Origin of the sequence: Paenibacillus hexagrammi (genome assembly GCF_021513275.1) — a bacterium.
GTDB lineage: Bacteria > Bacillota > Bacilli > Paenibacillales > NBRC-103111 > Paenibacillus_E > Paenibacillus_E hexagrammi.
In genome coordinates, this window is the sequence record NZ_CP090978.1 from 4,456,332 (window position 1) to 4,481,392 (window position 25,061).

Annotated in this window: 24 protein-coding genes, 1 tRNA gene and 3 pseudogenes; 5 read left to right on the forward strand and 23 right to left on the reverse strand. The window is 46.3% G+C overall.

Annotation, left to right across the window (positions count from 1 at the left end):
- Nucleotides 1-95 precede the first annotated feature (95 nt).
- The 8 genes and pseudogenes from L0M14_RS20090 to lonB form a co-directional block, all read right to left on the reverse strand.
- Nucleotides 96-632, reverse strand: coding sequence for a hypothetical protein (locus L0M14_RS20090; RefSeq protein WP_235118370.1), 537 nt, complete (start codon nucleotides 630-632; stop codon nucleotides 96-98).
- Between the two features lie 107 nt (nucleotides 633-739).
- Nucleotides 740-1,140: pseudogene (gene speD, locus L0M14_RS20095) on the reverse strand (adenosylmethionine decarboxylase).
- A gap of 317 nt (nucleotides 1,141-1,457) precedes the next feature.
- Nucleotides 1,458-2,045, reverse strand: coding sequence for a non-ribosomal peptide synthetase module (locus tag L0M14_RS20100; protein ID WP_235118371.1), 588 nt, complete (start codon nucleotides 2,043-2,045; stop codon nucleotides 1,458-1,460).
- A gap of 210 nt (nucleotides 2,046-2,255) precedes the next feature.
- Nucleotides 2,256-2,930, reverse strand: a complete 675-nt coding sequence (locus L0M14_RS20105) for an SdpI family protein (RefSeq protein ID WP_235118372.1) — start codon at nucleotides 2,928-2,930, stop codon at nucleotides 2,256-2,258.
- Nucleotides 2,927-3,199 (reverse strand): autorepressor SdpR family transcription factor, encoded by a 273-nt coding sequence (locus L0M14_RS20110; protein ID WP_235118373.1) that lies wholly within the window; start codon nucleotides 3,197-3,199, stop codon nucleotides 2,927-2,929. The genes L0M14_RS20105 and L0M14_RS20110 overlap by 4 nt, the downstream gene beginning before the upstream one ends.
- A gap of 174 nt (nucleotides 3,200-3,373) precedes the next feature.
- The gene (gene yihA, locus L0M14_RS20115) at nucleotides 3,374-4,003 is read right to left on the reverse strand and encodes a ribosome biogenesis GTP-binding protein YihA/YsxC (RefSeq protein WP_235118374.1); all 630 of its coding nucleotides are present in this window, start codon (nucleotides 4,001-4,003) and stop codon (nucleotides 3,374-3,376) included.
- A gap of 18 nt (nucleotides 4,004-4,021) precedes the next feature.
- Nucleotides 4,022-6,369, reverse strand: a pseudogene (gene lon / locus L0M14_RS20120) (endopeptidase La).
- A gap of 104 nt (nucleotides 6,370-6,473) precedes the next feature.
- Nucleotides 6,474-8,192 carry an ATP-dependent protease LonB gene (gene lonB, locus L0M14_RS20125; RefSeq protein ID WP_235118375.1) on the reverse strand — a complete coding sequence of 573 codons (1,719 nt, stop codon included), beginning with the start codon at nucleotides 8,190-8,192 and terminating at the stop codon, nucleotides 6,474-6,476.
- 199 nt (nucleotides 8,193-8,391) lie between these two features.
- Between lonB and L0M14_RS20130 the strand changes: the two genes are divergently transcribed.
- Nucleotides 8,392-9,102: an N-acetylmuramoyl-L-alanine amidase family protein gene (locus L0M14_RS20130; RefSeq protein WP_235118376.1), complete on the forward strand. Its 711-nt coding sequence runs from the start codon at nucleotides 8,392-8,394 to the stop codon at nucleotides 9,100-9,102.
- Here L0M14_RS20130 and L0M14_RS20135 read toward each other — a convergent pair.
- The 6 genes and pseudogenes from L0M14_RS20135 to L0M14_RS20160 form a co-directional block, all read right to left on the reverse strand.
- Nucleotides 9,058-9,891, reverse strand: coding sequence for a divergent polysaccharide deacetylase family protein (locus L0M14_RS20135; protein WP_235118377.1), 834 nt, complete (start codon nucleotides 9,889-9,891; stop codon nucleotides 9,058-9,060). The genes L0M14_RS20130 and L0M14_RS20135 overlap by 45 nt on opposite strands.
- A 168-nt stretch (nucleotides 9,892-10,059) precedes the next feature.
- Nucleotides 10,060-11,157, reverse strand: coding sequence for a flavodoxin-dependent (E)-4-hydroxy-3-methylbut-2-enyl-diphosphate synthase (ispG, locus tag L0M14_RS20140; RefSeq protein WP_235118378.1), 1,098 nt, complete (start codon nucleotides 11,155-11,157; stop codon nucleotides 10,060-10,062).
- 98 nt (nucleotides 11,158-11,255) lie between these two features.
- Nucleotides 11,256-12,524: an ATP-dependent protease ATP-binding subunit ClpX gene (gene clpX / locus L0M14_RS20145; RefSeq protein ID WP_235118379.1), complete on the reverse strand. Its 1,269-nt coding sequence runs from the start codon at nucleotides 12,522-12,524 to the stop codon at nucleotides 11,256-11,258.
- A gap of 12 nt (nucleotides 12,525-12,536) precedes the next feature.
- A pseudogene (gene clpP / locus L0M14_RS20150) lies at nucleotides 12,537-13,126 on the reverse strand (ATP-dependent Clp endopeptidase proteolytic subunit ClpP).
- A 244-nt stretch (nucleotides 13,127-13,370) separates the two neighbouring features.
- Complete coding sequence (gene tig, locus L0M14_RS20155; RefSeq protein ID WP_235118380.1) at nucleotides 13,371-14,672, reverse strand: trigger factor; 1,302 nt, start codon at nucleotides 14,670-14,672, stop codon at nucleotides 13,371-13,373.
- 144 nt (nucleotides 14,673-14,816) lie between these two features.
- The gene (locus L0M14_RS20160; protein WP_235118381.1) at nucleotides 14,817-15,698 is read right to left on the reverse strand and encodes a hypothetical protein; all 882 of its coding nucleotides are present in this window, start codon (nucleotides 15,696-15,698) and stop codon (nucleotides 14,817-14,819) included.
- A gap of 187 nt (nucleotides 15,699-15,885) precedes the next feature.
- On the opposite strand from L0M14_RS20160, the gene L0M14_RS20165 reads away from it, so the two are divergent.
- A tRNA-Arg gene (locus L0M14_RS20165) sits at nucleotides 15,886-15,959 on the forward strand.
- Nucleotides 15,960-16,110: 151 nt separating this feature from the next.
- Here L0M14_RS20165 and L0M14_RS31185 read toward each other — a convergent pair.
- The 3 genes from L0M14_RS31185 to L0M14_RS20175 form a co-directional block, all read right to left on the reverse strand.
- Entirely contained in the window at nucleotides 16,111-16,242 is a 132-nt protein-coding gene (locus tag L0M14_RS31185; RefSeq protein WP_260115375.1) for a hypothetical protein, read from the reverse strand.
- A gap of 232 nt (nucleotides 16,243-16,474) precedes the next feature.
- Entirely contained in the window at nucleotides 16,475-16,588 is a 114-nt protein-coding gene (locus L0M14_RS20170) for a DUF4023 family protein (protein WP_235118382.1), read from the reverse strand.
- Nucleotides 16,589-16,634: 46 nt separating this feature from the next.
- Complete coding sequence (locus L0M14_RS20175) at nucleotides 16,635-17,018, reverse strand: hypothetical protein (protein WP_235118383.1); 384 nt, start codon at nucleotides 17,016-17,018, stop codon at nucleotides 16,635-16,637.
- Between the two features lie 147 nt (nucleotides 17,019-17,165).
- Between L0M14_RS20175 and asnB the strand changes: the two genes are divergently transcribed.
- Nucleotides 17,166-19,010, forward strand: a complete 1,845-nt coding sequence (asnB, locus tag L0M14_RS20180) for an asparagine synthase (glutamine-hydrolyzing) (protein WP_235118384.1) — start codon at nucleotides 17,166-17,168, stop codon at nucleotides 19,008-19,010.
- A 128-nt stretch (nucleotides 19,011-19,138) separates the two neighbouring features.
- On the opposite strand, the gene L0M14_RS20185 is transcribed toward asnB, so the two are convergent.
- The 3 genes from L0M14_RS20185 to L0M14_RS20195 form a co-directional block, all read right to left on the reverse strand.
- Nucleotides 19,139-19,780, reverse strand: a complete 642-nt coding sequence (locus L0M14_RS20185; protein ID WP_235118385.1) for an XTP/dITP diphosphatase — start codon at nucleotides 19,778-19,780, stop codon at nucleotides 19,139-19,141.
- Nucleotides 19,764-20,522, reverse strand: coding sequence for a ribonuclease PH (rph, locus tag L0M14_RS20190; RefSeq protein ID WP_235118386.1), 759 nt, complete (start codon nucleotides 20,520-20,522; stop codon nucleotides 19,764-19,766). Before rph ends, L0M14_RS20185 begins: the two co-directional genes overlap by 17 nt.
- 234 nt (nucleotides 20,523-20,756) lie before the next feature.
- The gene (locus L0M14_RS20195) at nucleotides 20,757-21,806 is read right to left on the reverse strand and encodes a GerMN domain-containing protein (protein WP_235118387.1); all 1,050 of its coding nucleotides are present in this window, start codon (nucleotides 21,804-21,806) and stop codon (nucleotides 20,757-20,759) included.
- 284 nt (nucleotides 21,807-22,090) lie between these two features.
- Here L0M14_RS20195 and L0M14_RS20200 point away from each other — a divergent pair, with 284 nt between their 5' ends.
- On the forward strand, nucleotides 22,091-22,321 hold the full coding sequence (locus tag L0M14_RS20200; RefSeq protein WP_235118388.1) for a hypothetical protein: 231 nt from the start codon (nucleotides 22,091-22,093) through the stop codon (nucleotides 22,319-22,321).
- Nucleotides 22,318-23,052: a phosphatidylglycerophosphatase A family protein gene (locus L0M14_RS20205; protein WP_235118389.1), complete on the forward strand. Its 735-nt coding sequence runs from the start codon at nucleotides 22,318-22,320 to the stop codon at nucleotides 23,050-23,052. Before L0M14_RS20200 ends, L0M14_RS20205 begins: the two co-directional genes overlap by 4 nt.
- A 97-nt stretch (nucleotides 23,053-23,149) precedes the next feature.
- Here L0M14_RS20205 and L0M14_RS20210 read toward each other — a convergent pair whose 3' ends face one another.
- From L0M14_RS20210 to L0M14_RS32055, 3 genes are all read right to left on the reverse strand, one after another.
- The gene (locus tag L0M14_RS20210; RefSeq protein WP_235118390.1) at nucleotides 23,150-24,064 is read right to left on the reverse strand and encodes a haloalkane dehalogenase; all 915 of its coding nucleotides are present in this window, start codon (nucleotides 24,062-24,064) and stop codon (nucleotides 23,150-23,152) included.
- Between the two features lie 186 nt (nucleotides 24,065-24,250).
- A complete protein-coding gene (locus L0M14_RS32050; protein WP_350340520.1) occupies nucleotides 24,251-24,508 on the reverse strand; it encodes a helix-turn-helix domain-containing protein in 258 nt (85 codons plus the stop codon).
- Complete coding sequence (locus tag L0M14_RS32055; protein ID WP_350340480.1) at nucleotides 24,423-24,983, reverse strand: DUF6597 domain-containing transcriptional factor; 561 nt, start codon at nucleotides 24,981-24,983, stop codon at nucleotides 24,423-24,425. Before L0M14_RS32055 ends, L0M14_RS32050 begins: the two co-directional genes overlap by 86 nt.
- Nucleotides 24,984-25,061 lie beyond the last annotated feature (78 nt).

A 25,061-nucleotide genomic window follows, 5' to 3' on the forward strand; every position in this document is an offset into this window, starting at 1 on the left:
CGACATTTTTTTTGACTAATTTATGAATGCTTCCCGCTGCTCGTTAGTTTTCACACGAAATTGCTTGGTTATACCAAATTGTGTGCAAGTACTGGTTACTCAAGGAGCTTTTTCCTGATCGTCTCCGAAAGATCTTGGTCAGCTTTGGTCAATTCTTCATTTTGCGAAGTAATGATCTGTCCGTCCGAGGACATTAGTTTTTCATAAACCTCATAGATACGTTTAAACTTTTCTGCCGTTTCTTGCAGTGTCGCTATTTCTTCCGTTTTCAGTTTCCGCTCTCCGCCAATTTGCAGTCTCTGTATGTACTGCATCAACTGCGGGATACTTTCCAGCGAGTCTAGCTTTTCGCTTCCTCCAGCCGCCAGCACCAGCCTCTCATGCGTATAACCCGCGGAGTATAAGGCTTGCTTGCACGCATCAAGTTCTGATGTATCCTTCAGACTGCCAGCTTGACCCAGATAGCTATTTAGAAGCTCTATTTGAAACAACGATACCTGATAAAGCAGATGCTCCGCATTATGCTCTTCCTTGGGCTCACCGAATGTGTGAAAGATTTGGTACAAAGGCCATCCAATCAGGAACAGCACCAATACGTAGAATAGTGCTTTGGGCAAAAGCTTTTTCTTCATCCCTTAATCCCCTCCCATGACAAGGACATGTACAGCAGTATCATTGTATGGGACGGAATGAAAACAAATAACCACGGATTTCTCCGTGGCTATCACAATACAGATTCTTATTTTACAAGCTCCGCTTGCTTAATGACTGGATTTTCTACTTGCAACTCACCGACGCCGCGTACTAATTTCTTCGCATACACAGTATCTGGTTTCAATACGGATACCATGAAGTCAATTGCTAATTGAGGGTCAACTGTTTCACCGCAAGTATAACAGTCAAGCGCGGCAAAACCTCTCTCAGGATAAGTATGAATGGAGAGATGACTCTCGGACAACATGACTAGCACTGTTGCTCCTTGTGGTTCAAATTGCTTGGATTGTACAGATAATACGGTTGCTCCGCATACCTCGGCAGCTTCTACCATCTGAGCCTGCAGCCATTCTGCATTGTTCAGAAGCTCGAATTCTACCCCCAAGTATCTACAGCAACGTGTCTTCCGAAAGTTGAGTATTCCATTTCCATCTTTCGGTTCCCCCTTCCTAGGAATAAAATGTTTGTAAAAATTTCATCCGCTAGGACCTACGTCATTCACTTCCCGAGGGAATAATCTCTCGCAACATTCAATGTCCTGAGTGAATCCTGGTTCCTATATTGTTGTCAACGAAAATAAAAATAACATCTATCGACTATAAATGCAATAGTTTTTTTTTGCCAGAGATAGGAAAGAGCTCCGACACGATTATTACATTATGAACCCATGACAGAAAGAGTTCCTTTCAAACAAAAAAGACCCTGAAAAAGGGCCTTTATCCTGATTTTTCGTCTATGTTGAATTAAGCTTCTAATAAGAACAGTCGATGTGTTAATTTTTCGAGACGTGCGTCTATTTGCTGCTCGATAAGCCGGTCCTGCATTGCATTGCGCAGATCCAATAGATGATTGATTTCGTTATAAATCCCTTCAATCTCGCGCTCTACTTCATTTTTTTTGAACAGTTGTTCCAGTTGTCCGATCGTATCCTTATACTCATAGATAACTGATGTGACGGAGCCTTTTTGCTCCACGATCTTAACAACCGTGCCGTGTTCATAGTAATACACCATTGTATAGCCGGTATAAATTCGATTGACAATTGCGCTTCCTTTAAATTCGGAAACCGCTTTGCGCATCAAATTAGCCAGAAGCGTGTTGCTTAATCGACAGGATCCCGTGCATTCATATAGGCCTGATTTCTGTTCAAATGACAGGACGATCTCTTGACCCTCTCCGTCTTGAAAGACAACCTCTTGATTGCCGTTTTCCAAAACCTTGACTTGCAGCGTCACTTGATGATCCACGAACATTTGAAAAAACTTGAACATCTCGGCTTCTGTTAACTGGAGGCAGGTTTTGACATATTCAGTCGCTAACCTTTGTGCCATAAAAATCCCTCGATTCTTTGTTTTCAAGCCATTGTGTTGTCTTTGTTTATTATTATACTACATGAGGGATGAATATTCCTGCGTGACAATCCGTAAATTTCAAGAGTTTTCGGGTAAATTACTGCCTGAGACATGAAGATGTATGAATTTTATGAAAATAACTCGCAATCCCTTCGTTTCCTACTAACTTCCCACACGATCCTGCTCGATTTATTGATCTTTCCCCCGTTCAAGCTTGTGGAAAAGGCTGTAGGAATAAACAATCGGAAGCAGAACAGATAAGACAAGAGCAGCCAGAAGAATATATAGGGTATAGCCACTATCCATAAAAGCGCTGACGATCATGATAACTCCGCAGATCACCCATAGCGGAGCAGCGAACCTGTGAGTTCGGTTCCAAACTTCCTGATTAGCAAGTGTCCATGGAGTTCGGATACCGAGTGTAAAGTTAGAACGAATTCTGCCCAAGTAATTGCCGAATACCGTCCATAGAATGCCCAGACTCATGAGCAAAACAGTATTCATCGAAATATCGTAACCTACATTATTTAAAAGGACCATAATAAAAATGCTGCTCATAAACAAGGAAATTACAAATCTAAATAATTCATAAACATCCGTAAATTTCGCATAATTGTTCGCCCGCGGATCTATTTGTGGAACCACTTTTAAAGTAAACATCAAAAATAAATTAACGCAAGCCATCATAATAAAAAATCCAGTTTTATTCATGTAACCATTAACATGACCGCTTAAATCATAGTGTGATGCCATCTGTACAGGTAATTTATCGTATACAACGAAACCAACAATAAGCGGAATGAGCGCTATGAACAAGAGAATAGTATCCTTCCAGCCCCAAAATGATTTTGTATGTTTATTCATTGTTCGTCCTCTCCCTTTTGTATAATTTTCATAAACCATCCCATGACTTCTTGAACTACGGTCGTATTGAGCGAGTACATAATATTCTGTCCCTGACGTTCGTCTACAATGAGGCGCGCGGCTTTTAAGGTATTCAAGTGATGAGAGATACTCGGCTTTGTCATTTGAAAGTGGTCGGCAATTTCACCCGCTGTTCGATCTTTTTCTCGAAGAAGCTTGATGATTGCCCTTCGAGTAGGATCGGATAGTGCTTTAAATGATTCATTCATATGTGTGCACCTTTCTTTTTAGATATTTAGATAATTATCTAAATGTTTAAATTTATAGTAGTCGATTTTCTTCCTTATGTCAATCAGCTAGCAGCACAAACAGCATTTCCACCTATCCCTTCGGATTTAGGCAGAAATGCTGAAATGCTGTCTATTTAGCCATGCTTGGAAGCTTTACACATTTGATGTATTTTCTTCCGATTGAGGATCTGTTTGAACGAAGTCCAAATGCTGCATAATCAATGCCCAAAGCTCGTCCTTACCGAGTCCAAGCTCCGAGGAGAAAAGAAGCGGCTGCTGCCCCTTAGGCATTTCTAACGTCTCACGGATGACCTTGAGATGCTTTGGCAGCTGGGTCTTGGGAACCTTATCAGCCTTCGTCGCGACTACAATTACAGGCACTCCATGATGAAGCAGCCACTCATACATCGCTTGGTCGTCCTTGGACGGGGCATGCCGCACATCAACTAACTGCATAACCAGCTTCAGCGGTTCACGCTCCAACAGGTAGCTTTCAATAAATTTGCCCCACTCGGCCCGCTTCGTCTTGGATACCTTGGCATAACCGTAACCGGGAAGATCTACGAAATATAAGTCCTGATTAATTCGATAATAATTTAATGTTTGTGTTTTTCCGGGCTGCGAGCTGGTTCTGGCCAAATTTTTACGGTTGATCATTCGATTAATGAGTGATGATTTTCCGACATTAGAACGCCCTGCCAGAGCAATTTCCGGCAAGGCATCCTGTGGATATTGGCCAGGTCCAACCGCACTGATAACAAATTCAGCTTGATTGACCTTCATAATAACTCACTACTTTCGTTAATTTCCGACCGTCGCCGGCGGCTTGTTGCCCACGAGCGCGTGCTCCAGCACTTCGTCCATGTGGCTCACCGGTACAAATGTAATTTCATTGCGTACGCTTTCCGGAATCTCTACAATGTCCTTCTCATTATCTTTCGGAAGAAGAATTTTGCGGATTCCTGCGCGATGTGCGGCAAGTGATTTTTCTTTCAGACCTCCAATCGGAAGTACCCTTCCGCGGAGCGTAATTTCACCTGTCATTGCGACCTGTCGGGATACTGGTATGTTAGTTAGCGCAGATATAAGCGCTGTTCCCATCGTGATCCTGCCGACGGTCCATCCTTAGGAATGGCACCTTCGGGAATGTGAATATGAATATCGTTCTTCTCATGGAAATCCGCAGGGATACCGAAGTGCTCCGCCCTGGTACGAGTATAACTGAAGGCGGCTTGAGCCGATTCCTTCATTACATCTCCCAGCTTACCTGTTAACGTAAGCTTGCCGGACCCTGGCATAACCGTCACTTCGATCACAAGCGTATCTCCGCCAACTTCCGTCCACGCAAGACCTGTTACGGCTCCAACCTGATCCTTCTCCTCCGCCATATTGTAACGGAACTTAGCCGGACCCAGGATATCTTTGAGCGTATCCTCTGTGACATGCACCTTCTCTGTGTCATGAGATACGATTTGTTTTGCAGCCTTCCGGCAGATGCTTGCGACCTGCTGCTCCAGATTCCTGACACCTGACTCTCGGGTATATTCACGAATCGTCTTCATTAAAGCCGCTTCATCAACAACAAGCTGGTCTTCCTGTAGGCCATGATCTTTTCTTTGCTTAGGCAGCAAGTATTTTTTCGATATCTGCAGCTTCTCGATCTCCGTATAGCCCGGAATATAAAGAACTTCCATCCTGTCTAGCAGCGGTCTGGGAATATTATGCACGGCATTGGCCGTGGTAACGAACATCACGCTGGATAAGTCAAAAGGAACTTCGATAAAATGATCGCTAAAAGTGCTGTTTTGTTCAGGGTCCAGTACTTCCAAAAGAGCTGAAGCCGGGTCACCGCGAAAATCCATAGCCATCTTGTCGATTTCATCCAGCAAAAAAACCGGATTGTTGGATCCCGCATTTTTCATGCCTTGGATGATACGACCTGGCATCGCTCCGACATAAGTGCGGCGGTGGCCGCGGATTTCCGCTTCGTCTCTCACTCCGCCTAGAGAAATACGGATAAATTGACGATTAAGCGATCTCGCGATAGACCTAGCTATAGAGGTTTTCCCTACTCCCGGAGGACCTACCAAACAGAGGATTGGTCCTTTTAACTGCTGAACCAGCTTCTGTACAGCTAAATATTCAAGCACACGTTCCTTCGGCTTCTCCAAGCCGTAATGATCTTCATTCAGAATCTCCTCGGCGCGAGCCAGATCGAGATCATCTTCCGTTGATTTGGACCAAGGCAGACCCAAGAGCCAATCAATGTAGTTGCGGATGACTCCGCCTTCGGCAGAAGTAGCAGGCATTTTCTCAAGACGGTCGATTTCCTTTTCGATCTTCTCTCTGACCTTGTCCGGGACCTCTGCTTCCGTTAGCTGGTTTCGTAAATCTTCGACCTCGCCAGCTCTTCCTTCCTTGTCGCCGAGCTCCTTCTGAATGGCTTTCATCTGCTCCCGGAGATAGTATTCCTTTTGAGTCTTTTCCATCTGTTTTTTGACACGTTGGCTGATTTTGCGTTCCAATTCCAGCACTTCGCGCTCATTATTCAAGATGGCGAGCATCTTCTCCAGACGTTCACGAACATCTACTGTTTCCAGGATCTCCTGCTTGTCTTTGATTTTTAAGGATAAGTGACTGCAAATCACATCGGCAAGCCGCCCTGGCTCATCAATATCCGATACAGCCGCAAGGGTCTCCGGAGTCACTTTCTTGGAAAGGTTAATATAATGCTCGAATTGACTCAGCACCGTACGCATAAGCGCATCGATTTCGGGATCTGTAATTTCTTGCTCAGGCAGTTCCTTGACCGTGACTTCATAATATTCGTCATTCACCAGATATTCGCTGATTTCAGCACGGAGAACACCCTCTACCAGAACACGTATGGTTCCGTTAGGCAGCTTCAGCATTTGCCGTACTCTGGCAATCGTCCCTACACGATAAATATCCTCTTTGGAGGGTTCTTCTATGTTGATCTCAGACTGAGAGCAGAGGAGAATCATGCTGTCATCGACCATCGCCCGTTCGAGGGCTTTCACCGATTTCTCTCGTCCCACATCCAGATGAAGCACCATACTCGGATAGACTAACAATCCCCTTAAGGGCAAAAGCGGCAGTCTGCGCACTTTATTTTTCCCAGGTCCCATCCTCTGCACCTCCTAAAAAATGTATCCCTTTAACGCTTTACCATTTTATCAAAATCGAAATCAAAACACCAATCGCCACTCTAACAATTGATGTCAGGTTAATCCTACGTATCGATGGTGTTGGATGATTTCGCATGAAGAATAGGAAGCGTTGACCCCGAAATCGAACGCTCCTGAGTAAGCGGAATCGGAACCACGTTGTCTTGAATTTCAATTCCAAGCGCTGATCTCAGCACTTCTTCTATTGAATCAACAGCCGTAACTTCTACTCCAGGCAAATCAGCAAACAATTCCTGCCAGTTTTCTTTGGGAATCAGCACTCTTGTGGCACCTGCTTGGAAGGCCGCTTCAACCTTGGCTACAACACCGCCTACCGGCTTTACCTTGCCATGGATACTCATTTCACCTGTCATAGCCAGCTTATTGTCTACAGGGATCTTATGTATCGCAGAAGCGATCGCCGTTGCCATGGAAATTCCTGCTGAAGGGCCGTCAATCGGAACGCCGCCTGGGAAATTAATATGAAGATCGTAGTCTTCTGTGTTCATCCCGAGCTTACGAAGTACAGTTAATACATTCTCAACAGAGCCGCGGGCCATACTCTTTCTTCGAATCGTGCGTGAACCCCCGCCCATTTCCTCCTCATCCACAACACCGGTTATATTGAATTTCCCAATTCCCGGCATGGATGTCGGTATCGCAATCACTTCAATTTCGAGCAGGGTTCCTTGATTCGGACCGTATACAGCTAAACCATTCACAAACCCTACTTGAGGTTGAGACGGTATCTTCTTCTCGGGCCGAGGAGGAATTTGTGAGCTGTTCACTACCCATTCAATATCGGCAGCCGTAATTTCTTCCCGCTTATCAGTTAGAGCTATACCTGCTGCGAGTTGAATGATATTAACCGCTTCGCGGCCATTTGTTGCATATTTCGTAATGACATTGATGGCATTAGGGCTTTCTTTGAAGCCGATTTTTTGCAGTGCTTTTTCTGCAATTTCTCCAATTTCCTCGGGAAGCAAAGGGCGAAAGAAGATTTCTAAGCACCGTGAACGAATAGCGGGAGGAATTTCGCTAGGCGTACGAGTAGTCGCTCCTACTAAACGAAAATCAGCCGGAAGTCCGTTTTGGAAAATATCATGGATATAGTTCGGTATATTGGTATCCTCTGAGCTATAATATGCACTTTCCAAAAACACTTTGCGATCTTCGAGCACCTTTAATAACTTGTTCATTTGTACAGGGTGCAATTCGCCGATTTCATCGATAAACAAAATTCCCCCATGAGCTTTGGTCACTGCACCCGGTTTGGGCTGAGGAATGCCTGCTACGCCCATGGCTCCGGCTCCTTGATAAATCGGGTCATGGACAGAGCCGATTAATGGGTCCGCAATGCCTCTTTCATCAAAACGTGCGGTTGTCGCATCAATCTCTGTAAATTTGGATTCAGGGCGAAACGGAGATTCTTGATTCTTCTTTGCTTCTTCCAGAACCACACGAGCTGCTGCCGTCTTTCCTACACCAGGAGGACCATAAATGATGACATGCTGGGGATTCGGACCGCAAAGAGCTGCCTTAAGCGCCTTCAATCCTTCCTTCTGGCCTACAATATCCTGCATGGCTGAAGGTCTGGTCTTCTCCGATAAAGGCTTCGTTAATGAAATGGAGCGCAGCTTTCTCAGCTTTTCCAGTTCTTTCTTCGATTCTCTATCAACAGCAGAACGATTTGTCTGCTGATTACGAAGTAAATTCCAGAAATACAGGCCGATTACAACAGCAAAAAAAACTTGAATTACCATGAGTATAATACTCAAGCTCATCTTACATACCTCCCAAATTTAAAAATTGCCAAATCCATCCTGATATCCTCCATTATTCCCTCAGGGATGAAGGTTAATCCAAAGTATGTAAACTTTTGCAGGATGAATGCTGAACCATTTTTCGAAGAAAATAAGGATATTCATTTCAATTACGAGAAGATTATGCTTGCATTAAGGAACTTGATAAGGAAGTGACTTCATGAAGGTTGGAGCCGCAGCCGTATTGCTGTTTGCAGGATTATGTTGTTGGACTGGAGTAACAAACGCACAAGCGACACAAGCGCTGAATCCGCTCCTTCCTACTGCAGATGTGCTCATCGATGTTGGTCATGGTGGCATCGACAGCGGAACGATGTTTGGCAAGTACGAAGAAAAAGAAATTAACTTGGCGGTTTCCAAAAAAACCTACAAACTACTCAGAAAAATGGGCTTCCGCACAGCAATAAACCGAACCACAGACTATGCTTTAAGTGACGAGAATACATGGTCTTATGGGGGAAGGCATCGCAAGGATTTGGCACAGCGCTCTGGAATTGCCAATACGATTAAGCCCGGTATGATGCTTAGTATGCATGTGAATTGGTCAGGTAAGCCCGATCGTCATGGCCCGCTGGTTATCAGTCAAAATCAATCAGAAAGCATCCTGTTGGCAAACCTTCTACAGCATTCTTTAAATGAACTGTACGGGACTCATGAAGAACCCGTTACCAGCAATAAATATTTTGTCTTGCGGTATACGAAGTGTCCGGCTGTAATTATTGAAATGGGCTTTATATCTAACAAAAAAGACCGCAAACTGCTGAGAGACTCCACCATCAAGCAAAAATCGCGGAAGCTATCAGCAGCGCGGTTGAGCAGTATTTTTCTATGGTACGTCCAACTTCGCAGGAGGCACGGTGAGCAGCTGTGAGACGGTTACGAATTGGGCTTTCTTTTGAAGCGCAGGAATTGCTTCTTTAATAACTTGAGCCGTTTTCTTGCCGGGTGGTCCGACGTGTCCTATTGCAATTAATTGCTCGTTGTCTTTGATCAGCTTCTGGAATCTGGTCATTTGCTTGCTAATGTGTCCATAAGTGTAAATATCATCAAAGAACAATGAATTCTCAGCATAGGAAACACCATTCTCCTTGGCAAGCTTCACAACAACACTTCTAGGTGAAGTGCGGCTATCCAATAGAAAGAGACCCTTCTCCTTAGCTATATCGACGATAACCTGCATAACACGAGGGTCGGAGGTAGCTTTGGAGCCCATATGGTTATTGATGCCAACTACGTACGGCACGTTATCCAGTGCGGCTAAAACGCGTTTCCTTATTTCATCATTGGATAAATCCGTTGTAATCGCACCGGGACCCAGCCAGCTTTTCTTCCCGCGTACAGGCTCCATGGGCAAATGTAAGATGACTTCATGCCCTTTGGCATGGGCTGTTTCAGCATCCTGCTTACTACTCGGCAAAAACGGCATCACAGCAATTGTCAAAGGTACCGGCATATTCATCATTTGCTCGGTACCATCCATATTGTTACCGAAATCGTCAATCACGATTGCTATCTTTTTCAGAGCTTGCGAGTTGGGTGACGGCTGTGGGGATGCTGCCGGCTCATCTGCTGCGCCTAACTCCGATGGATACAGGAGCAGCATAAGAACTAGCATCCCTACGCTTGCTATAAGTTGAAATCGTAATACTCGTTTGCGCATAACATCCTTATCTCCTTGACAGTATTATTTCTTATCTGGAGCTTTATTCATGTCAAGCTTCCAGATTTACTCAGTATGCGTCTGGATGATAAGGAATATTCGCTTGAATCCATGAAAAAAGAGCTACTCCCTATAGGTCATTGCCTAAGGAACAGCTCTACTTGTTTTCTAATGTTTTCTACCCGGAATAACACCCGTTTTCTCATAAGCATCTACGATGATATCGATCTCTTTTTTCAGTTCATTCAACAACTCGGCTTCAGGCACCTTGCGTACCATCTCCCCGTATCGGAACAGCATGCCTTCTCCTCGTGCTCCAGCAATACCGATATCAGCTTCCCTTGCTTCTCCCGGACCATTGACGGCGCAGCCAAGCACGGACACTTTGATAGGAACCTTAATCTTCGAAATATATTCCTCAACTTCATTGGCGATTGAGAACAGATCAATATCCAGCCTTCCACAAGTCGGACAGGAAACCAACGTAGCCGCATTGGTGATTAAACCGAATGTTTTCAAAAGCTCTCGTGCAACCTTAACTTCCTCTACCGGATCTGTACTCAAAGAAATCCTTACCGTATTACCGATCCCCATACTGAGCAGCGCACCGATTCCAGCAGCACTCTTAACAGAGCCGGAGAATAATGTACCGGCTTCCGTAATACCAAGGTGAAGCGGATAGTTGAAAGTTTGAGCGGCTTTCGTATAAGCAGCAATAGCCATTGGAACATCAGATGCTTTGAGTGACACAATAATATCATGAAAATCAAGCTCTTCTAGGATGTTAATATGGAATAAAGCACTTTCCACCATTGCTTCCGGAGTCGGATAGCCGTATTTCTCCAAAAGATGGTTCTCAAGCGATCCTGCGTTCACACCGATACGGATAGGAATTCCGCGTTCTTTACAAGCCTTCACAACAGCTTCCACTTTCTCTCTGCGGCCAATGTTCCCTGGATTGATTCGAACTTTATCGATGCCATTCTCAATAGCCGCCAGTGCAAGTCGATGGTCAAAATGAATATCGGCTACCAACGGAATATGAATGTGTTTCTTGATTTCTTTGATAGCTTCCGCCGCTTCCTTGTTGTTCACCGTCACACGGACGATCTGACATCCGGCTTCTTCCAATCGAAGAATTTCGGCAACGGTCGCTTTCACGTCCGCTGTCTTGGTCGTACACATACTCTGGATGATGACCTCGTCGCTGCCGCCAATCGTCAGGTTACCGACTTTGACAGGTCTGGTATCTTTTCTGTGAAACATCTTCGGTTTCTCTCCCCATGACACCAAACATCCTCCGCTCCGAATCCCCTGAGGGGAAACGGATTGGAGGTTGTTTGATTGAATGTGAAATTATAGGGTTACGCGCTTTCTTCTTTTTTCTTGCCCGATGTCGTTTGACCGTCTTTCGTCGTCAGAACAGGGCTAAGCTTATCTTGAACGGTTTCCTTGGTTACCATGCAAGAGGTGATATCCGTTCTGGAAGGAACTTCAAACATCACATCAAGCATGATACTTTCGATAATCGCTCTTAGTCCGCGCGCTCCTGTATTGCGCTTGATCGCTTCTTTGGCGATAGCCTCAAGCGCCTCAGTGTTAAATTCAAGGCTGACGTTATCCATATCTAGCAGCTTCTGATACTGCTTCACCAGAGCATTCTTAGGCTCGGATAGAATCCTAACCAAAGCTTCTTCATCAAGCGGCTCCAATGTAGAAATCACTGGTAAGCGGCCTACGAATTCCGGTATCAAACCGAATTTCAACAGGTCTTCAGGAAGCACCATAGACAAGTATTCGCCTGGTTTCAAGTCTGTTTTGGTGCCATCGGTGCTGAAGCCGATGACTTTTTTACCGATTCTGCGTTTAATAATTTGCTCCAGACCATCAAAGGCTCCGCCGCAAATGAACAGAATGTTGGTCGTATCGATCTGGATGAATTCTTGGTGAGGATGCTTGCGCCCGCCTTGTGGTGGAACCGAAGCAACCGTGCCTTCCAGAATTTTGAGCAGCGCTTGTTGAACGCCTTCACCAGATACGTCTCTAGTGATAGACGGATTCTCGGATTTGCGGGCTACTTTATCAATCTCATCGATATAAATAATGCCGCGCTCCGCTTTCTCCACATCGTAATCCGCAGCTTGAATCAGCTTAAGCAAAATGTTCTCAACGTCTTCACCGACATATCCGGCTTCCGTCAAGGAAGTCGCATCCGCAATGGCGAAAGGTACATTCAAAATTTTTGCAAGCGTTTGTGCAAGCAAGGTTTTACCGCTGCCTGTTGGTCCAAGCAATACGATATTACTCTTTTGCAGTTCCACATCTTCAAGCTTGTTTTGGGAATTGATACGCTTGTAGTGGTTATACACCGCTACCGCCATGGATTTCTTCGCTTGATCCTGGCCTATGACATATTGATCCAAAATCGCGCGAATTTCTTTCGGCTTCGGAACGTCCTTCAGATCAAGCTCTTCCTCATGGCCCAGTTCTTCTTCCACAATTTCCGTGCAAAGCTCTATACATTCATCGCAGATATAAACACCAGGACCAGCAACCAGCTTACGCACTTGATCCTGGGATTTTCCGCAGAAGGAGCACTTAAGTTGACCTTTTTCATCGTTAAATTTAAACATGGGATCACTCCTTTATTTCAAGTCGTTTCGAGTGATAACCTCGTCGATTAAACCGTATGCCTTCGCTTCCTCAGCGCTCATAAAGTTATCGCGATCGGTGTCTCTTTCAATCTTTTCCAGCGGTTGTCCAGTACGCTCCACATAAATCTGATTGAGCTTCTGCTTGGTTTTGATAATCCAATCCGCATGAATTTTGATGTCGGTCGCTTGACCTCTAACACCACCGAGCGGCTGATGAATCATAACTTCGGCATTCGGCAACGCGAATCGTTTGCCCTTGGCCCCTGCAGTAAGCAATAAAGAACCCATGCTTGCAGCCATTCCTACACAGATCGTAGAAACGTCCGGCTTGATAAACTGCATCGTATCGAAGATACCCATGCCGGCCGTAACCGATCCCCCGGCGAGTTGATATATAGGTGGATATCCTTCTCAGGATCCTGAGCGGATAAAAATAGCAGCTGGGCAATGACCAGATTTGCCACATCGTCATCGATGGCGCTTCCGATGAAGATAATGCGGTCCTTGAGCAGGCGAGAGTAGATGTCGTAGGAACGTTCCCCACGAGCTTCTTGTTCAACAACCATAGGAATAAGATTCATTGTACCAACTCCTTTGACGGCAATAGCCAAGTTCATCCAGATTAAGATGTTATGAAGGTGTAAGCGGTTGTTATGCCCTTCCATCCAATCGTAGTTACAGTTTAACACGTTTCAGCGGCAAAGTCATTTTTTCAGGTGAGGCCTATGTAATAGGGGTAAAGCTTATGTAATTGAGAAAATAGCGGGGTAAAATTGGGTAAAAGAAAGGCACGTTGCTTTACGTACGCGCCTTTACTTACCTTATTTACACTGCTGCGGAAACATTCTTGCTATTTTCAAGAAGGAAATCTACTGTTTTTCTTACGACGAGATCGCTTTGCAGACCTTCCAGGCTTCCATTGGAAGCAAACAGAGTGCGAAGCTCTTCAACCGATCTTTGGTAAGATTGAGCGTATTTTTCCAATTCCGCATCAACTTCTTCATCAGTTACAGTAACGTTCTCGGCTGCAGCGATCGCTTCCAGAACCAGATTGTTGCGAACACGCTTCTCAGCATCTTCTCTCATTTGGTCTTTCAGAACGCTTTCGTTTTGACCGGAGAACTGGAAGTAGATTTCAAGCGTCATGCCTTGGGAACGAAGACGTCTTTCGAATTCCTTCACCATAACATCAAGCTCTGACTCAACCATCGCTGCAGGAATTTCTACTTCTGCATTAGCAGCCGCTTTTTCGACAACCGCTGTTTCCTTCGCAACTTCAGCATCGTTTTCCTTACGGTCTTGAAGACGCTTTTTGATGTCTTCTTTGTACTCTTCCAACGTGTCAAATTCGCTCACATCTTTAGCGAACTCATCATCGAGCTCAGGCAGGTTTTTGCGCTTGATGTCGTGAATTTTCACTTTGAACACAGCTGCTTTACCTTTAAGATCTTCGGAATGGTAGTTTTCAGGGAACGTAACTTCTACTTCCTTCTCTTCGTCTTTCGCAAGACCTACCAGCTGCTCTTCAAAGCCCGGGATGAAGCTGTTGGAACCAAGCTCTAAGGAATACTTCTCAGCTTTGCCGCCTTGGAACGCTTCACCGTCAACGAATCCTTCGAAATCCAGAACCACTACGTCGCCGTTAGCAGCTTGTCCTTCTTCAAGAACAACGAGTTCAGCATGACGCTGTTGCAGACGCTTCAGTTCTTCGTTTACTTCTTCGTCCGTTACATTAGCATCAGCCGCTTCAACTTCCAAACCTTTGTACTCGCCAAGCGTTACTTCTGGCTTAACGGTTACTTTCGCTTTGAACTTCAAAACTTGTCCTTTTGCGAATTGTTCTACATCCACTTCCGGACGGTCAACCGGGGAGATACCCGCTTCTTCGACAGCTTGTACATAAACTTCAGGAAGAATAATGTCCAGAGCATCTTGATACAGGCTTTCTACACCAAATTTAGCTTCAAAGATTGAACGAGGAACTTTACCTTTGCGGAAGCCTGGAACGTTCACCTTCGCGGATACTTTTTTAAATGCTTTATCAAGTGCTTCTGCGACGCGCTCCGCGCCAACTTCCACTTCAAGAACTCCTACGTTCTTCTCTATTTTTTCCCAACTTGCTTTCATTTTATGCCTTCCCCTCCAAAAATGTACCATGACATATTTTCACGTTCTGGCTAGCGGAGTTTGGCTACCAAACTTCTCTACTTGCCATTATAACCATTCTATTATAACATATTACTTTTTCATTTCAAGGCGGGCTTTAAGAGCCTATCTGCCACCAAGCAAGATGGTATCCAAATGCCTGCGGAGGACCTTATAAGCGTTATTCCATGAGCCTTCCATGGAGTCTACGATTCCGTAGATATCCTGAAGCTCCTCACGGTTCGCCGTTCCAAACAACTGCTCCTGTAAGGCCGTATGCAGAGCTGAAGCCCATATATCTATCACACCATCTTCTTGTGTGAGAAGTTCTACATATATTGGTGTCCCATATGCGTATGACAAAAACTCCTGCCACGTCTGTTTGGCAAAAAAAGCGAAATCGGGTTGTCGCATCTCGCTGATTTCTTCCACTCTTCGGATCATATCCCGAATTTGTCCCGGAAATTCCTCCGAACTAAGAGGCGTTTCTTCGATGTCCACAACAATATGATTTCCGTTTTTGACAAAATCTATTGATCCTGTTTCACCCATATGCTTCAGGGCTTGAAGCGCCTTAAACTGCAAGTGGGGATGTCTTGGACCTTGCCGGAGCCAGGACCTGATTTCAGCAACCGGTCCACGCTGCACAAAAGCCAGCTGTTCGAGCGCTGCTAGCTGCTGGTCCATGGAGCCTGCCCGCAGCATGCCCAGCAGCTTTTCCACAAAAGCCGCGTCTACCGTGCTTTTTTCTTCGACCATCTGCCGAAGCAGATCCTCTTCCTCCTCTTCCTCATCCACTTGAGAGGAGAGAGCAGGAAAAACGGTCTCGGGCTGCATCGTTTGCAGCCAGTTCAGCAGAGCCTGCCATTGTTCCGTCTTTTGCTGGTCTGCCGATGGAAATTGCAGCAGGAACGTTAACATGGATACGGCTTCACCGTATTGCTCCTTCTGAAGACATTTTGTCAGTTCTTCTTCGTAAAATTGTTCCGTTTTCGGAAACAGGATCACATTATCCTTGGAATGTCCAGATATACCTCATCACCTCAACCACTCCTTCCTATTGTTGGAGTCAGTTTACTTGATTAGACACAGGAAAGCAAAATATTTTTGGTCAAGGGTTGACTCTTCATATTCCTTATGATAGTATAACTCTTGCTTCTCCAAAACGGTTTTCAATCGTAAATGGATTAAGCTTGTCCCAGTAGCTCAGCAGGATAGAGCATACGCCTTCTAAGCGTACGGTCGGGGGTTCGAATCCCTCCTGGGACGTCATATGTATAAGCAAAGAGACCGCCGAATTGCGCGGTCTTTTTGCTGTTTCAGGGAAAGTTTGCTTACGCTCATTAAGAAATCTGCCCGCCAAAGCAGCTGACGGTTTACGGGAGCCGTTTGGCAGACGGAATTACGGTTGTAAGCTTACTTACACGTGTGGACGGTTAGGAGGCAGATGTCCCGGTTCTGTCGACCACAGATTTTGTTGAACGCGCGCTGCTTGCTTGGAGTTGTCGATGGTGCTTTGAATTTTCTCATTCATGCTTTTCTTTTTGCCCATATTGATGACCTCCTTAAGAATTCTAAGAATTCTTGATGATGACTGCTCAACTAGTATGATATATTTCGGAGTCCGTCACTCTGTTACATTAAGGAAGGTATCCCAGCGGCTTGATACTCGGGTAACATCCACTTGATACTCAGTAACATCAAATGAATACTCAGGCAACATCAAATGAAAAGAACCCGAAGGATTTACATCCCGCAGGTTCTTTGTTGGTGCCATTGAGACATCAATGCTTGTGATTCGGCAGTTTATCGCCTGGTCGGTTGTGGCCTTGTGTCCTAAGGTTCTTCTCGGCTTTTCTCTGCTTGTCATGCAGCTTGCTAATGAAATGGCTATCCATGAGCATTCGCCTCCTGAAGAAATAATGGCACTACCTCTATAGAATCTCACACAAGCTCTAAATTTAAACGCATGGCAAGATTTAATATTGCTCCTCTAGCTTCTGCATTCGTTTTTACCTTTTCAAACAACTCCTCGAACGTAGCGCGATTTTCAATAAACGCCGGCTCCGTTTTTATAGCGGTATGAGACCAATTAATGAGTACGTTCTCAGCTTGGGTCAGTTCATTGAAGGCGCGATGCAGCCCTACACGTTCCACAATCTCTTCCATTTCCGCTTGCCCAACTTCTCTGCCTTGCTCCTTCAGCTGCTCAATTCGCTTATCGGCCTGTTTACTGATTTGTAGAAAATGCTCTCTAGCTGCCAAATAGTCAATTTGCGCTTTGGAATGTTTTTTTTCATAGTCCTCACCTTTGTCATTTAGTAACAAGTCAATTTCAACCATTGTAACAGTACTTGTTGTAAATTACAAAAGTACTGAATGGGCCAAGTTTCGCCGAAATCGGACAGACATTTTCCCTATGCGCGGCGCATACCCTTTATCATCATGCTTACTCAGGGAAAGGAATGAACGTCTATGTGCGGAATCACGGGTTGGATAGATTGGCGGAAAGACTTGACTCAGTACCCGTCCATTCTTGAGAATATGACGGAAACATTAAACCTGCGTGGACCGGATGCTTCCGGCACATGGATCTCGCAGCACTGCGCGCTCGGCCATCGCCGTCTCAGCGTCATGGACCCGGAAAACGGCGCCCAGCCGATGATCCGGAAGCAAGGCGATTACACCTACACGATTGTATATAACGGTGAGCTGTATAATGCCCCCGAGCTGAAAAGGGAGCTGGAATCCCGCGGTCACGTATTCCGAACGACATGCGATACGGAGGTTTTGCTGGTCTCCTTCATCGAATGGGGACGCGCTTGCGTAGACCGGCTTAACGGGATTTTCGCTTTTGCCGCTTGGAACGACCAGGAGCAAACGTTATATTTGGTTAGAGACCGGCTCGGCGTAAAGCCGCTTTTTTATTCTCATCAGAATGGTGTGCTTCTATTCGGCTCCGAGCCAAAGGCAATACTAGCGCATCCTGATTTCAAGGCTGAGGTAGGAGCGGAGGGCTTGGCAGAAATATTCGCCGTAGGTCCTGCCCGGACGCCCGGACACGGCATCTACCGGAATATGTCTGAGCTCAAACCGGGGCATTGCGCCGTGTTTGACCGCAATGGCTTGTCCATACGAGCCTATTGGAAGCTGGAAAGCAATCCGCATCCCGATGACGTAGACGCTACCGCGGCCCGTATCGGCGAGCTGCTTCGAGATACGGCTGAGCGCCAATTAATATCCGACGTTCCCATTTGTACTCTGCTATCCGGAGGACTCGATTCGAGCGCTTTGACGACTCTTGCCGCCAATCACTATAAGGAAAGCGGTAAAGGAGCGCTCCATACATTTTCCGTGGATTATGTCGATAACGACAAACATTTCAAGGAAAGTGTTTTCCAGCCGAATGCGGATGCGCCTTGGATCAAACGAATGTCGGATTTCCTTGGTACCATTCATCACAACATTGAGTTTGATACGCCGGAGCTCGTAGAATCGTTAAAAGCCGGCGTGCTTGCACGAGATACTCCGGGTATGGCCGATGTAGACGGCTCTCTCTTCCTGTTCTGCCGCGAAATTAAGAAAGAAGCGACTGTTGCGATCTCCGGCGAAGCGGCCGATGAAATATTCGGCGGTTACCCTTGGTTTCACCGAGACGAATCCCTGGAAGCCAATACGTTCCCTTGGTCGCTTAAGCTGAACAACCGCGTAGACCTGCTCGCGCCCGATCTGGTGGATTGGATTAAGCCTTTCGAGTACGTCAGCAACCGATACCAGCAAGCGCTGGCCGAGGTGCCTAGACTCGCAGGAGAAACCCAGCAGCAAAATCGGATGCGGGAAATGTCGTATCTGAACATCACTCGCTTCATGCCGACGCTCCTCGACCGCAAGGACCGCATGAGCATGGCCGTAGGGTTAGAGGTTCGCGTTCCTTTCTGCGATCATCGGTTGGTGGAATATGTATGGAACATTCCGTGGGAAATCAAAACCTCGGGCGATCGGGAGAAAGGCATTCTGCGCAAAGCACTGAAAGGCGTTCTGCCTGAGGATGTACTTACTCGCAAGAAGAGTCCATATCCGAAAACCCACAATCCGAACTATTTAGCCGCCGTCAGAAAATGGGTGCTTGAGATTCTTGACGATTCCTCCTCCCCGCTTCTTCCATTTATTGACGTGAAGAAGGTCCGCGAGCTTGCAAAAGCGGAGGGGAACGACTTTAACCTCCCTTGGTTCGGACAGTTAATGTCAGGACCTCAGATGTTCGCTTATTTAGCCCAGGTTGATACGTGGCTGCGAACCTATAAAATCTCCATCCGTTAACAGCGGATGACCTAGGATAAACGGCTTCGTCATCCTTAAGGACGGGCGCGTTTGTCAAGGTTGATACGAACAAAAACCTGCTTCCATCCTTCCATATCGAAGGCGGAGCAGGTTTTTAGGTTAACAGCTTATTTAGCTTCCAGCCTGTCCAAAAAGCAGCGAAGCGCCTTGGCTCTGTGGCTGATTTCATTTTTCTCCTCAACGGTGACCTCTGCCATCGTTTTATGTAAAGCAGGAATATAGAACAGCGGATCGTAACCGAAACCGCCTTGTCCCCGCGGCTCGCTGAGAATATATCCTTCGCAGCTTGCTTCCGCTTCAATGGTTTCGTTAGCCACAGGATCAATCAAAGCAAGCGCGCAAACAAACGAAGCTTCACTCAACAGCTCAGGGTGATCCCCCTGGACGGCAGGCTTGTCCTTCGCCCCCAGCAGCTTCAGTTCGCTGAGCAGCTTGGCATTATTGTCTGCATCTGAGGCGTCTGCTCCGGCAAATCGTGCAGAGTAGACGCCCGGGTCACCGCCTAGCGCCGCGACGCAAAGACCTGAGTCGTCGGCAAGCACCGGCACGTGTAAATGCTTGGAAATGATTTCCGCCTTAATTCGGGCATTCTCCGCAAAGGTCTCGCCGCTCTCTACAATCTCCGGAAGGTCCGTATAATCGGCCAAGCTGCGAACTTTATAACCGCTAGGCTCAAAAAGCTTGGCGAATTCCCTGACCTTCCCTTCATTCCTCGTCGCAATCACGACAAAATTACTCTGCAGCCGCATGTTCCACACCTCGAATACGATTTGCGATAGGCCCACGGACCTCGCGCTGCTCTTCAATCATTGTGCGAATGCCCGTTTCCGCCAAGGCAAGAAGCTCGTCCAGCTCCTTCCGCGAGAATGGTGCGTCTTCGCCGGTCCCCTGAATTTCTACGAATTGACCCGACCCGGTCATTACGACATTCATATCAACCTTCGCCTGAGAGTCCTCCTCATAATTCAGATCCAGACGAGGGGTATCTTTAATAACACCGACACTGACGGATGCGAGAAAGTCGTTGATGGGAAACTGTTTAAGATTTTTCTCTCTAGACAATTTATCGAGCGCGAATGCCATCGCAACAAAGGCACCTGTAATAGAGGTTGTCCTTGTCCCACCGTCCGCCTGGATGACGTCGCAATCGAGTGTGATGGATCTCTCACCAAGCGCCTCCAGATTCACTACCGAACGGAGCGCACGCCCGATCAGACGCTGTATCTCCATGGTACGACCGCCCAATTTCCCTTTGGCCGACTCCCTCTGATTTCTGACTTGAGTGGCACGCGGCAGCATCGAGTATTCCGCTGTCACCCACCCTTTACCCTGTCCCTTCATAAAGGGTGGCACTCTATCCTCAACGGTAGCGGTGCAAATAACTTTGGTGTCGCCAACTTCAATCAATACAGAGCCTTCGGCGTGCTTATTATAGTGAGGCGTAATTTTCATAGGGCGCAGCTGCGAATTCGTTCTTCCGTTACTTCTCATATTGTTTCTCCTCCTGTTGACTTCCGAAGGAAGCCGCTTCATCCATATGCCCCATTGTAATGGAGTACACGACTTTTGTAAAAAAACTTGCGCAAGACGCTTCTCGTCCTCCATTATACTATTTCCATGAGAAAGGAAAAAATCTGCATAACCTAAAAGCTCTAAAACGAAAAAAATACCTCTGTGAGGGCACCCATCAAGTGAGCGTCCGCACAGAGGTCGTGGTCAAGCTATTTATAATTTCACCGGATTCACATGAGCAGGACGTGAAACGGGCTTGCTGTAGGATTGGTCATCGGACGACGTAATCTTTACGGCACCGTCTACCTTGATTTGCACTTTGTTAATGCCTGTATTCTCTGTCAGGGAAAGGATGACCGATTGAAGCGCGTCTGCGGATGCCTTTTGATCGGCGCCGAGCAGCTTATCGGAGAAATCGACCGTAATCAAATCGTTCGCTTTGGTCACGCTCTTCACTTCCGTTGTTGCGTTCATGACGGCAGTCAGACCTTTCTTTTGATCCGGTCCTTTAATTAATTGATCTACAACAGCCTTCGCTACATCATCGGTTCTTTTTACCAAGCGTGTAACCGGGACATAATATTTATAATTTTGATCGTTTTGGTTTAAGAAGTACAGGGTAACCGGCGTGGATTGACCGAACTCGGCATCATCCGCTTTTTCGATGTTAATGCCCATCATCCGGGACATCGGCTCTTCGAGAGGCGTTTTGCCCTTCGGCATCTCCTTCAATTCTTTGCCCTCCACGCGAAGCTGAACTTTCTCTACTGTAGGAAAGCTGGTCAATGCCCAAGTAATCGCTTCTAAAATTTTGCGTTCATCCTGTTGATCGTAGTTCAAGAACTCCTTGGAGAAGTCTACGACAGCCTGTTTTTTCTCGGCCTGCACATTGACGCCAAGAATCTTCGTATCCTGAGGCAGGAGCGCTTGGAAACCGGCTGGCAGAAGGCTCGATACCGGACCGCCATTCACCATGTATTCCAGGGTCGTACGCGCAACGGAAGGTGATTTGGGCAGCCCCAGACTTACCGGTGCTACAAAACCTTTGGCATCTTTGACATACACCGTCATCTGCGACGAATTGTCGGCAGCCATGTCAATCGTCACAGCTCCCGAGGTCGTCTGGGCATCAGCTTCCGTACCCGCTTGAGGCGGAGCGTCAATATCCTTCTTCTCTCCTGACCCCATAATGGAGCAACCAGTTGTCAGTAGTGCAATTACCCCCGCCATAGCAGCTGAACGAATCCAATGTTGTTGTTTCATAAGCCTGTCTCCTCCTTAGAATAGTACGTAGGCTCAGTGACCCTAGCATGTACTCTGGTATTTGGTACTACTATGTATACGGGGCTTTGTCCGAAATATAACTACTTTTTGTCCAAAAATTTGGACGAAGCGTCTTTGTTGATAAACCCGAGTCAATTCCTCCACTTTCCTTTATCAACAGTCTGGTTGCTGCTTTTTCCAGTCTTTCGCAAAAGCAATGGGATTGCTTGCATGATATGTTATACTTACTAGTGTCAGATGGATTTCACTTGGAGGTGTCCTGCATGAGAACGTTTCTTAAAGAAAAAGCGGTGATTTTCAATGAATTTCGGGAGGAAGTGTTCAGTCATTATCCGCAAGCGATCATCGAGGAAGCCGTGGCACGCCTCTTGGTTGAAATAAAAGGTATTCGAAAGATTCCCTACGAAACCATCACAAGCACATTGCTCGGGGTACTGAGCAAAACCGAAACTTACAATGTCATGAGTACTTTGCTGGAGCTTGAGAAAAAGTGAAGCACGATTCCGAGCTGTTGGCCAGTATGAAGGATCCTTCCTATAACGTGCACAGAACGATCGCCATGTCCATCTGCGGACTATATGGAAGCGGAGCCATTTCGCTGTTCGGTTTTGTAGATTGCAAATTCCGATTCTTCTTTCCGACCAAACGGCCCAAGTCCTTCATTTCCAAAGGGATCTGTGCGATTGTTGCTTCGGTTGCCAGTGTGGTGATTTCCGATAACGTCAAAGAGGATTACACGAAAAAAAATCTGGATCTGCTGCTTTCTAGAGGCGTTCAGCTCGAAGATATGGTGGATATCCTAGATCAGCTGCAGCGTCCTTACAATCCGGATATGGAGCGGAGTTTATGTGAGGAACACATTCTAGCCGTTTTAAGAAAACAGCAAACCTTCCACGCCATACAAATGGGCGTCAAAATCGATACAGCTGTTGAAAACAAGGAATTCAGCGAGCAATACAATCACATCGTGGGTCGTGACGAAGGACTGTTTGGCGTCGATGAAAGCATTGCTACTGCAGTTCCACTTATGTACGGTACAATTGCCCTTACGAATTTCGGCTATTTGGATAAGGAAAAAATCGGGATCATTAAAGAGCTGGACAGCGATCACGGCGAGGGCAAATGCAATACGTTCATCGACGATATCGTCTGCGGCATCGTGGCGGCCGCATGCGGGCGCTTGGCGCATAACAATACGCCGACCTTTAGCAAGCCGGTGAAGTGAGCAGCCGTTTAGAGGAAACCGGTGGAATAGAAGATTAAGAAAACAAAGCAAAGAAGCTAAGCGCCCTGTATACGCTTAGCTTCTTTGCTTTGTCCGCTTATTCTATGTTTGCCGTTATTTCTTTGACCCATTGACGCAATTTCTGCCCGATCTTGTGCGGGTTCTCCTCCGTTAAATGATGAAAGCCTCTGCCGATATCGCAAAGCGTCAAATTTTTCATATGTGACAGACACCACTGTATTTGGGGCTCTCTGATTGTGCATCCTGGGCTTGCATGAAAGAGCAGCTTAGGAATCGTCGTTTGGTACAGCCATTGATTCCGCTGCTCAACGGCTTGTACGACTTCACTAGGCGTTCCGTCAATGGGAAGCTGATTCGGGAATACCCATGAAGGCTTGCGTTGATCCGGATCTTGGAAAGGCTCTCTGTAATGATCATGTTCAGCCTGTGTAAAGCTGCGATTGATGATGATATGCGGCATTCCTTCAACGAAAACATTATTCTCGCGCATAAACGTCCATCCCATATCAGGGTTTCGCAGGGTTTGGAAGAGATCCTTGGACTCAGATGGGGTAAATTCAGACCAACTTGGGCAAGGATACAAAGCTTGCGGTTCGAGCATTGCAATCCCCTTTATTGGATGAGGATGACTCATGGCAACATGCAAACCAATAGCCATTCCCCAGTCATGCCCTACCAGAATGAAATCCTTCAGTCCCAAAGCATCAACAAATTGCCGAATGTACGTTACATGCTCCAAAAATGTATAAAGGCTATCTGGCTTGTCCGACCGCCCCATTCCGAGTAAATCAACGGCGATACATCGTGAGAAATCTTTCAAATACGGGATGATGTTGCGGTACATATAAGACCAGGTAGGGTTACCGTGAAGCATGAGGATCGTTGGACCGACGCCCTCATCAATGTAATGGAGTCTATGTCCGTTCACCTCCTGATAACGGGCTTCAAACGGAAATTCTATGCCAATATTTGTGTGCTCCAAATCGGACATGAGACGCAGCTCCTTTATGAAATGATTTAAGGTCATTCTACCAGTTTCTCCGAGAACCTCATTGTAAAAATGCGACAAGATGCGCTCACCTACCAACATTTATGGAAGTTAGCTGATATGAGGAGGCTGGGGCGTAAAGAAAAAAGCATTCGCCTCCATGCATGGTTTGTAGGAAGGAAATGCCTTTTATTGGTACATCGTATGTGAAACTGGTGAGTCCGCTTTGATTTCATTATATTGCGCCGCGAGCTCAGGCTGCAGGGTTTCACGGAAAAACTGTTCCGGGCTGCATCCGGCTAATCTTTTAAAATCGTGTGTAAAATGGGCCTGATCGCTAAAATGGCAGCCTGCCATAATATCAAAATAATCGAGACCTGATTTTCGAAGCTGAATCGCATGCTGAAATCGAACAATGTTGGCGAACTTCTTTGGCCCAATTCCGATTTCCGCGTTGAATTTTCGTTCTAATGTCCGCTTGCTGACAAATAACCTGCTTGCGAGCTGTTCCACGGACACATCCCCCTTTAAAAGCTGAATATGCTTGGCCGCCTCCAGGGTTAGCGTATAGTGAACCGTTTGCTCGTATAGAGATAATAAAAATGGGAAAGACGAGATCCAGGTCGACATTAGCATCCTGAAATTCATGAATCGGGTAAGGTGTAAAGGATTTGAGTCCTCCAGGCTTAAACGTAATGATAATCGTTCCAATGCTACCTGTGCTGACATATTGCTTACTGGAGGTTTGCAGCCCTGTAATGCCACTGCTGCCAAGTAATTCAGCCCCCTGCTCTCCGATGCATCTCATTCGCTGACCGTATTGAATGCCAATGACAGCTAACGTGGAAGGCAGTACTTTTACAGGGTTCCGATTCGCATAATTACTCGGGTTGAAGTCTTCCTGCACAAGGATGCTATCCACACAGTGACTTATGGAAGGGTGAGGCTTATAGGTTAATAATAGCAGGGATATTCACCTCAGCTCTTGGACTTGGCCAAC

Coding starts and splice junctions, on each gene's coding strand:
- tig (WP_235118380.1), bottom strand. CDS start 14,672: ATGAAAGCAAGTTGGGAAAAAATAGAGAAGAACGTAGGAGTTCTTGAA.
- L0M14_RS20185 (WP_235118385.1), bottom strand. CDS start 19,780: ATGCGGCTGCAGAGTAATTTTGTCGTGATTGCGACGAGGAATGAAGGG.
- L0M14_RS20105 (WP_235118372.1), bottom strand. CDS start 2,930: ATGAATAAACATACAAAATCATTTTGGGGCTGGAAGGATACTATTCTC.
- L0M14_RS20110 (WP_235118373.1), bottom strand. CDS start 3,199: ATGAATGAATCATTTAAAGCACTATCCGATCCTACTCGAAGGGCAATC.
- yihA (WP_235118374.1), bottom strand. CDS start 4,003: ATGAAGGTCAATCAAGCTGAATTTGTTATCAGTGCGGTTGGACCTGGC.
- L0M14_RS20135 (WP_235118377.1), bottom strand. CDS start 9,891: ATGCGCAAACGAGTATTACGATTTCAACTTATAGCAAGCGTAGGGATG.
- L0M14_RS31185 (WP_260115375.1), bottom strand. CDS start 16,242: ATGGGCAAAAAGAAAAGCATGAATGAGAAAATTCAAAGCACCATCGAC.
- lonB (WP_235118375.1), bottom strand. CDS start 8,192: ATGAGCTTGAGTATTATACTCATGGTAATTCAAGTTTTTTTTGCTGTT.
- L0M14_RS20090 (WP_235118370.1), bottom strand. CDS start 632: ATGAAGAAAAAGCTTTTGCCCAAAGCACTATTCTACGTATTGGTGCTG.
- rph (WP_235118386.1), bottom strand. CDS start 20,522: ATGAGAAGTAACGGAAGAACGAATTCGCAGCTGCGCCCTATGAAAATT.
- ispG (WP_235118378.1), bottom strand. CDS start 11,157: ATGTTTCACAGAAAAGATACCAGACCTGTCAAAGTCGGTAACCTGACG.
- L0M14_RS20130 (WP_235118376.1), top strand. CDS start 8,392: ATGAAGGTTGGAGCCGCAGCCGTATTGCTGTTTGCAGGATTATGTTGT.
- clpX (WP_235118379.1), bottom strand. CDS start 12,524: ATGTTTAAATTTAACGATGAAAAAGGTCAACTTAAGTGCTCCTTCTGC.
- L0M14_RS20195 (WP_235118387.1), bottom strand. CDS start 21,806: ATGAAACAACAACATTGGATTCGTTCAGCTGCTATGGCGGGGGTAATT.
- L0M14_RS20200 (WP_235118388.1), top strand. CDS start 22,091: ATGAGAACGTTTCTTAAAGAAAAAGCGGTGATTTTCAATGAATTTCGG.
- L0M14_RS20100 (WP_235118371.1), bottom strand. CDS start 2,045: ATGGCACAAAGGTTAGCGACTGAATATGTCAAAACCTGCCTCCAGTTA.
- asnB (WP_235118384.1), top strand. CDS start 17,166: ATGTGCGGAATCACGGGTTGGATAGATTGGCGGAAAGACTTGACTCAG.
- L0M14_RS20210 (WP_235118390.1), bottom strand. CDS start 24,064: ATGTCCGATTTGGAGCACACAAATATTGGCATAGAATTTCCGTTTGAA.
- L0M14_RS20170 (WP_235118382.1), bottom strand. CDS start 16,588: ATGGATAGCCATTTCATTAGCAAGCTGCATGACAAGCAGAGAAAAGCC.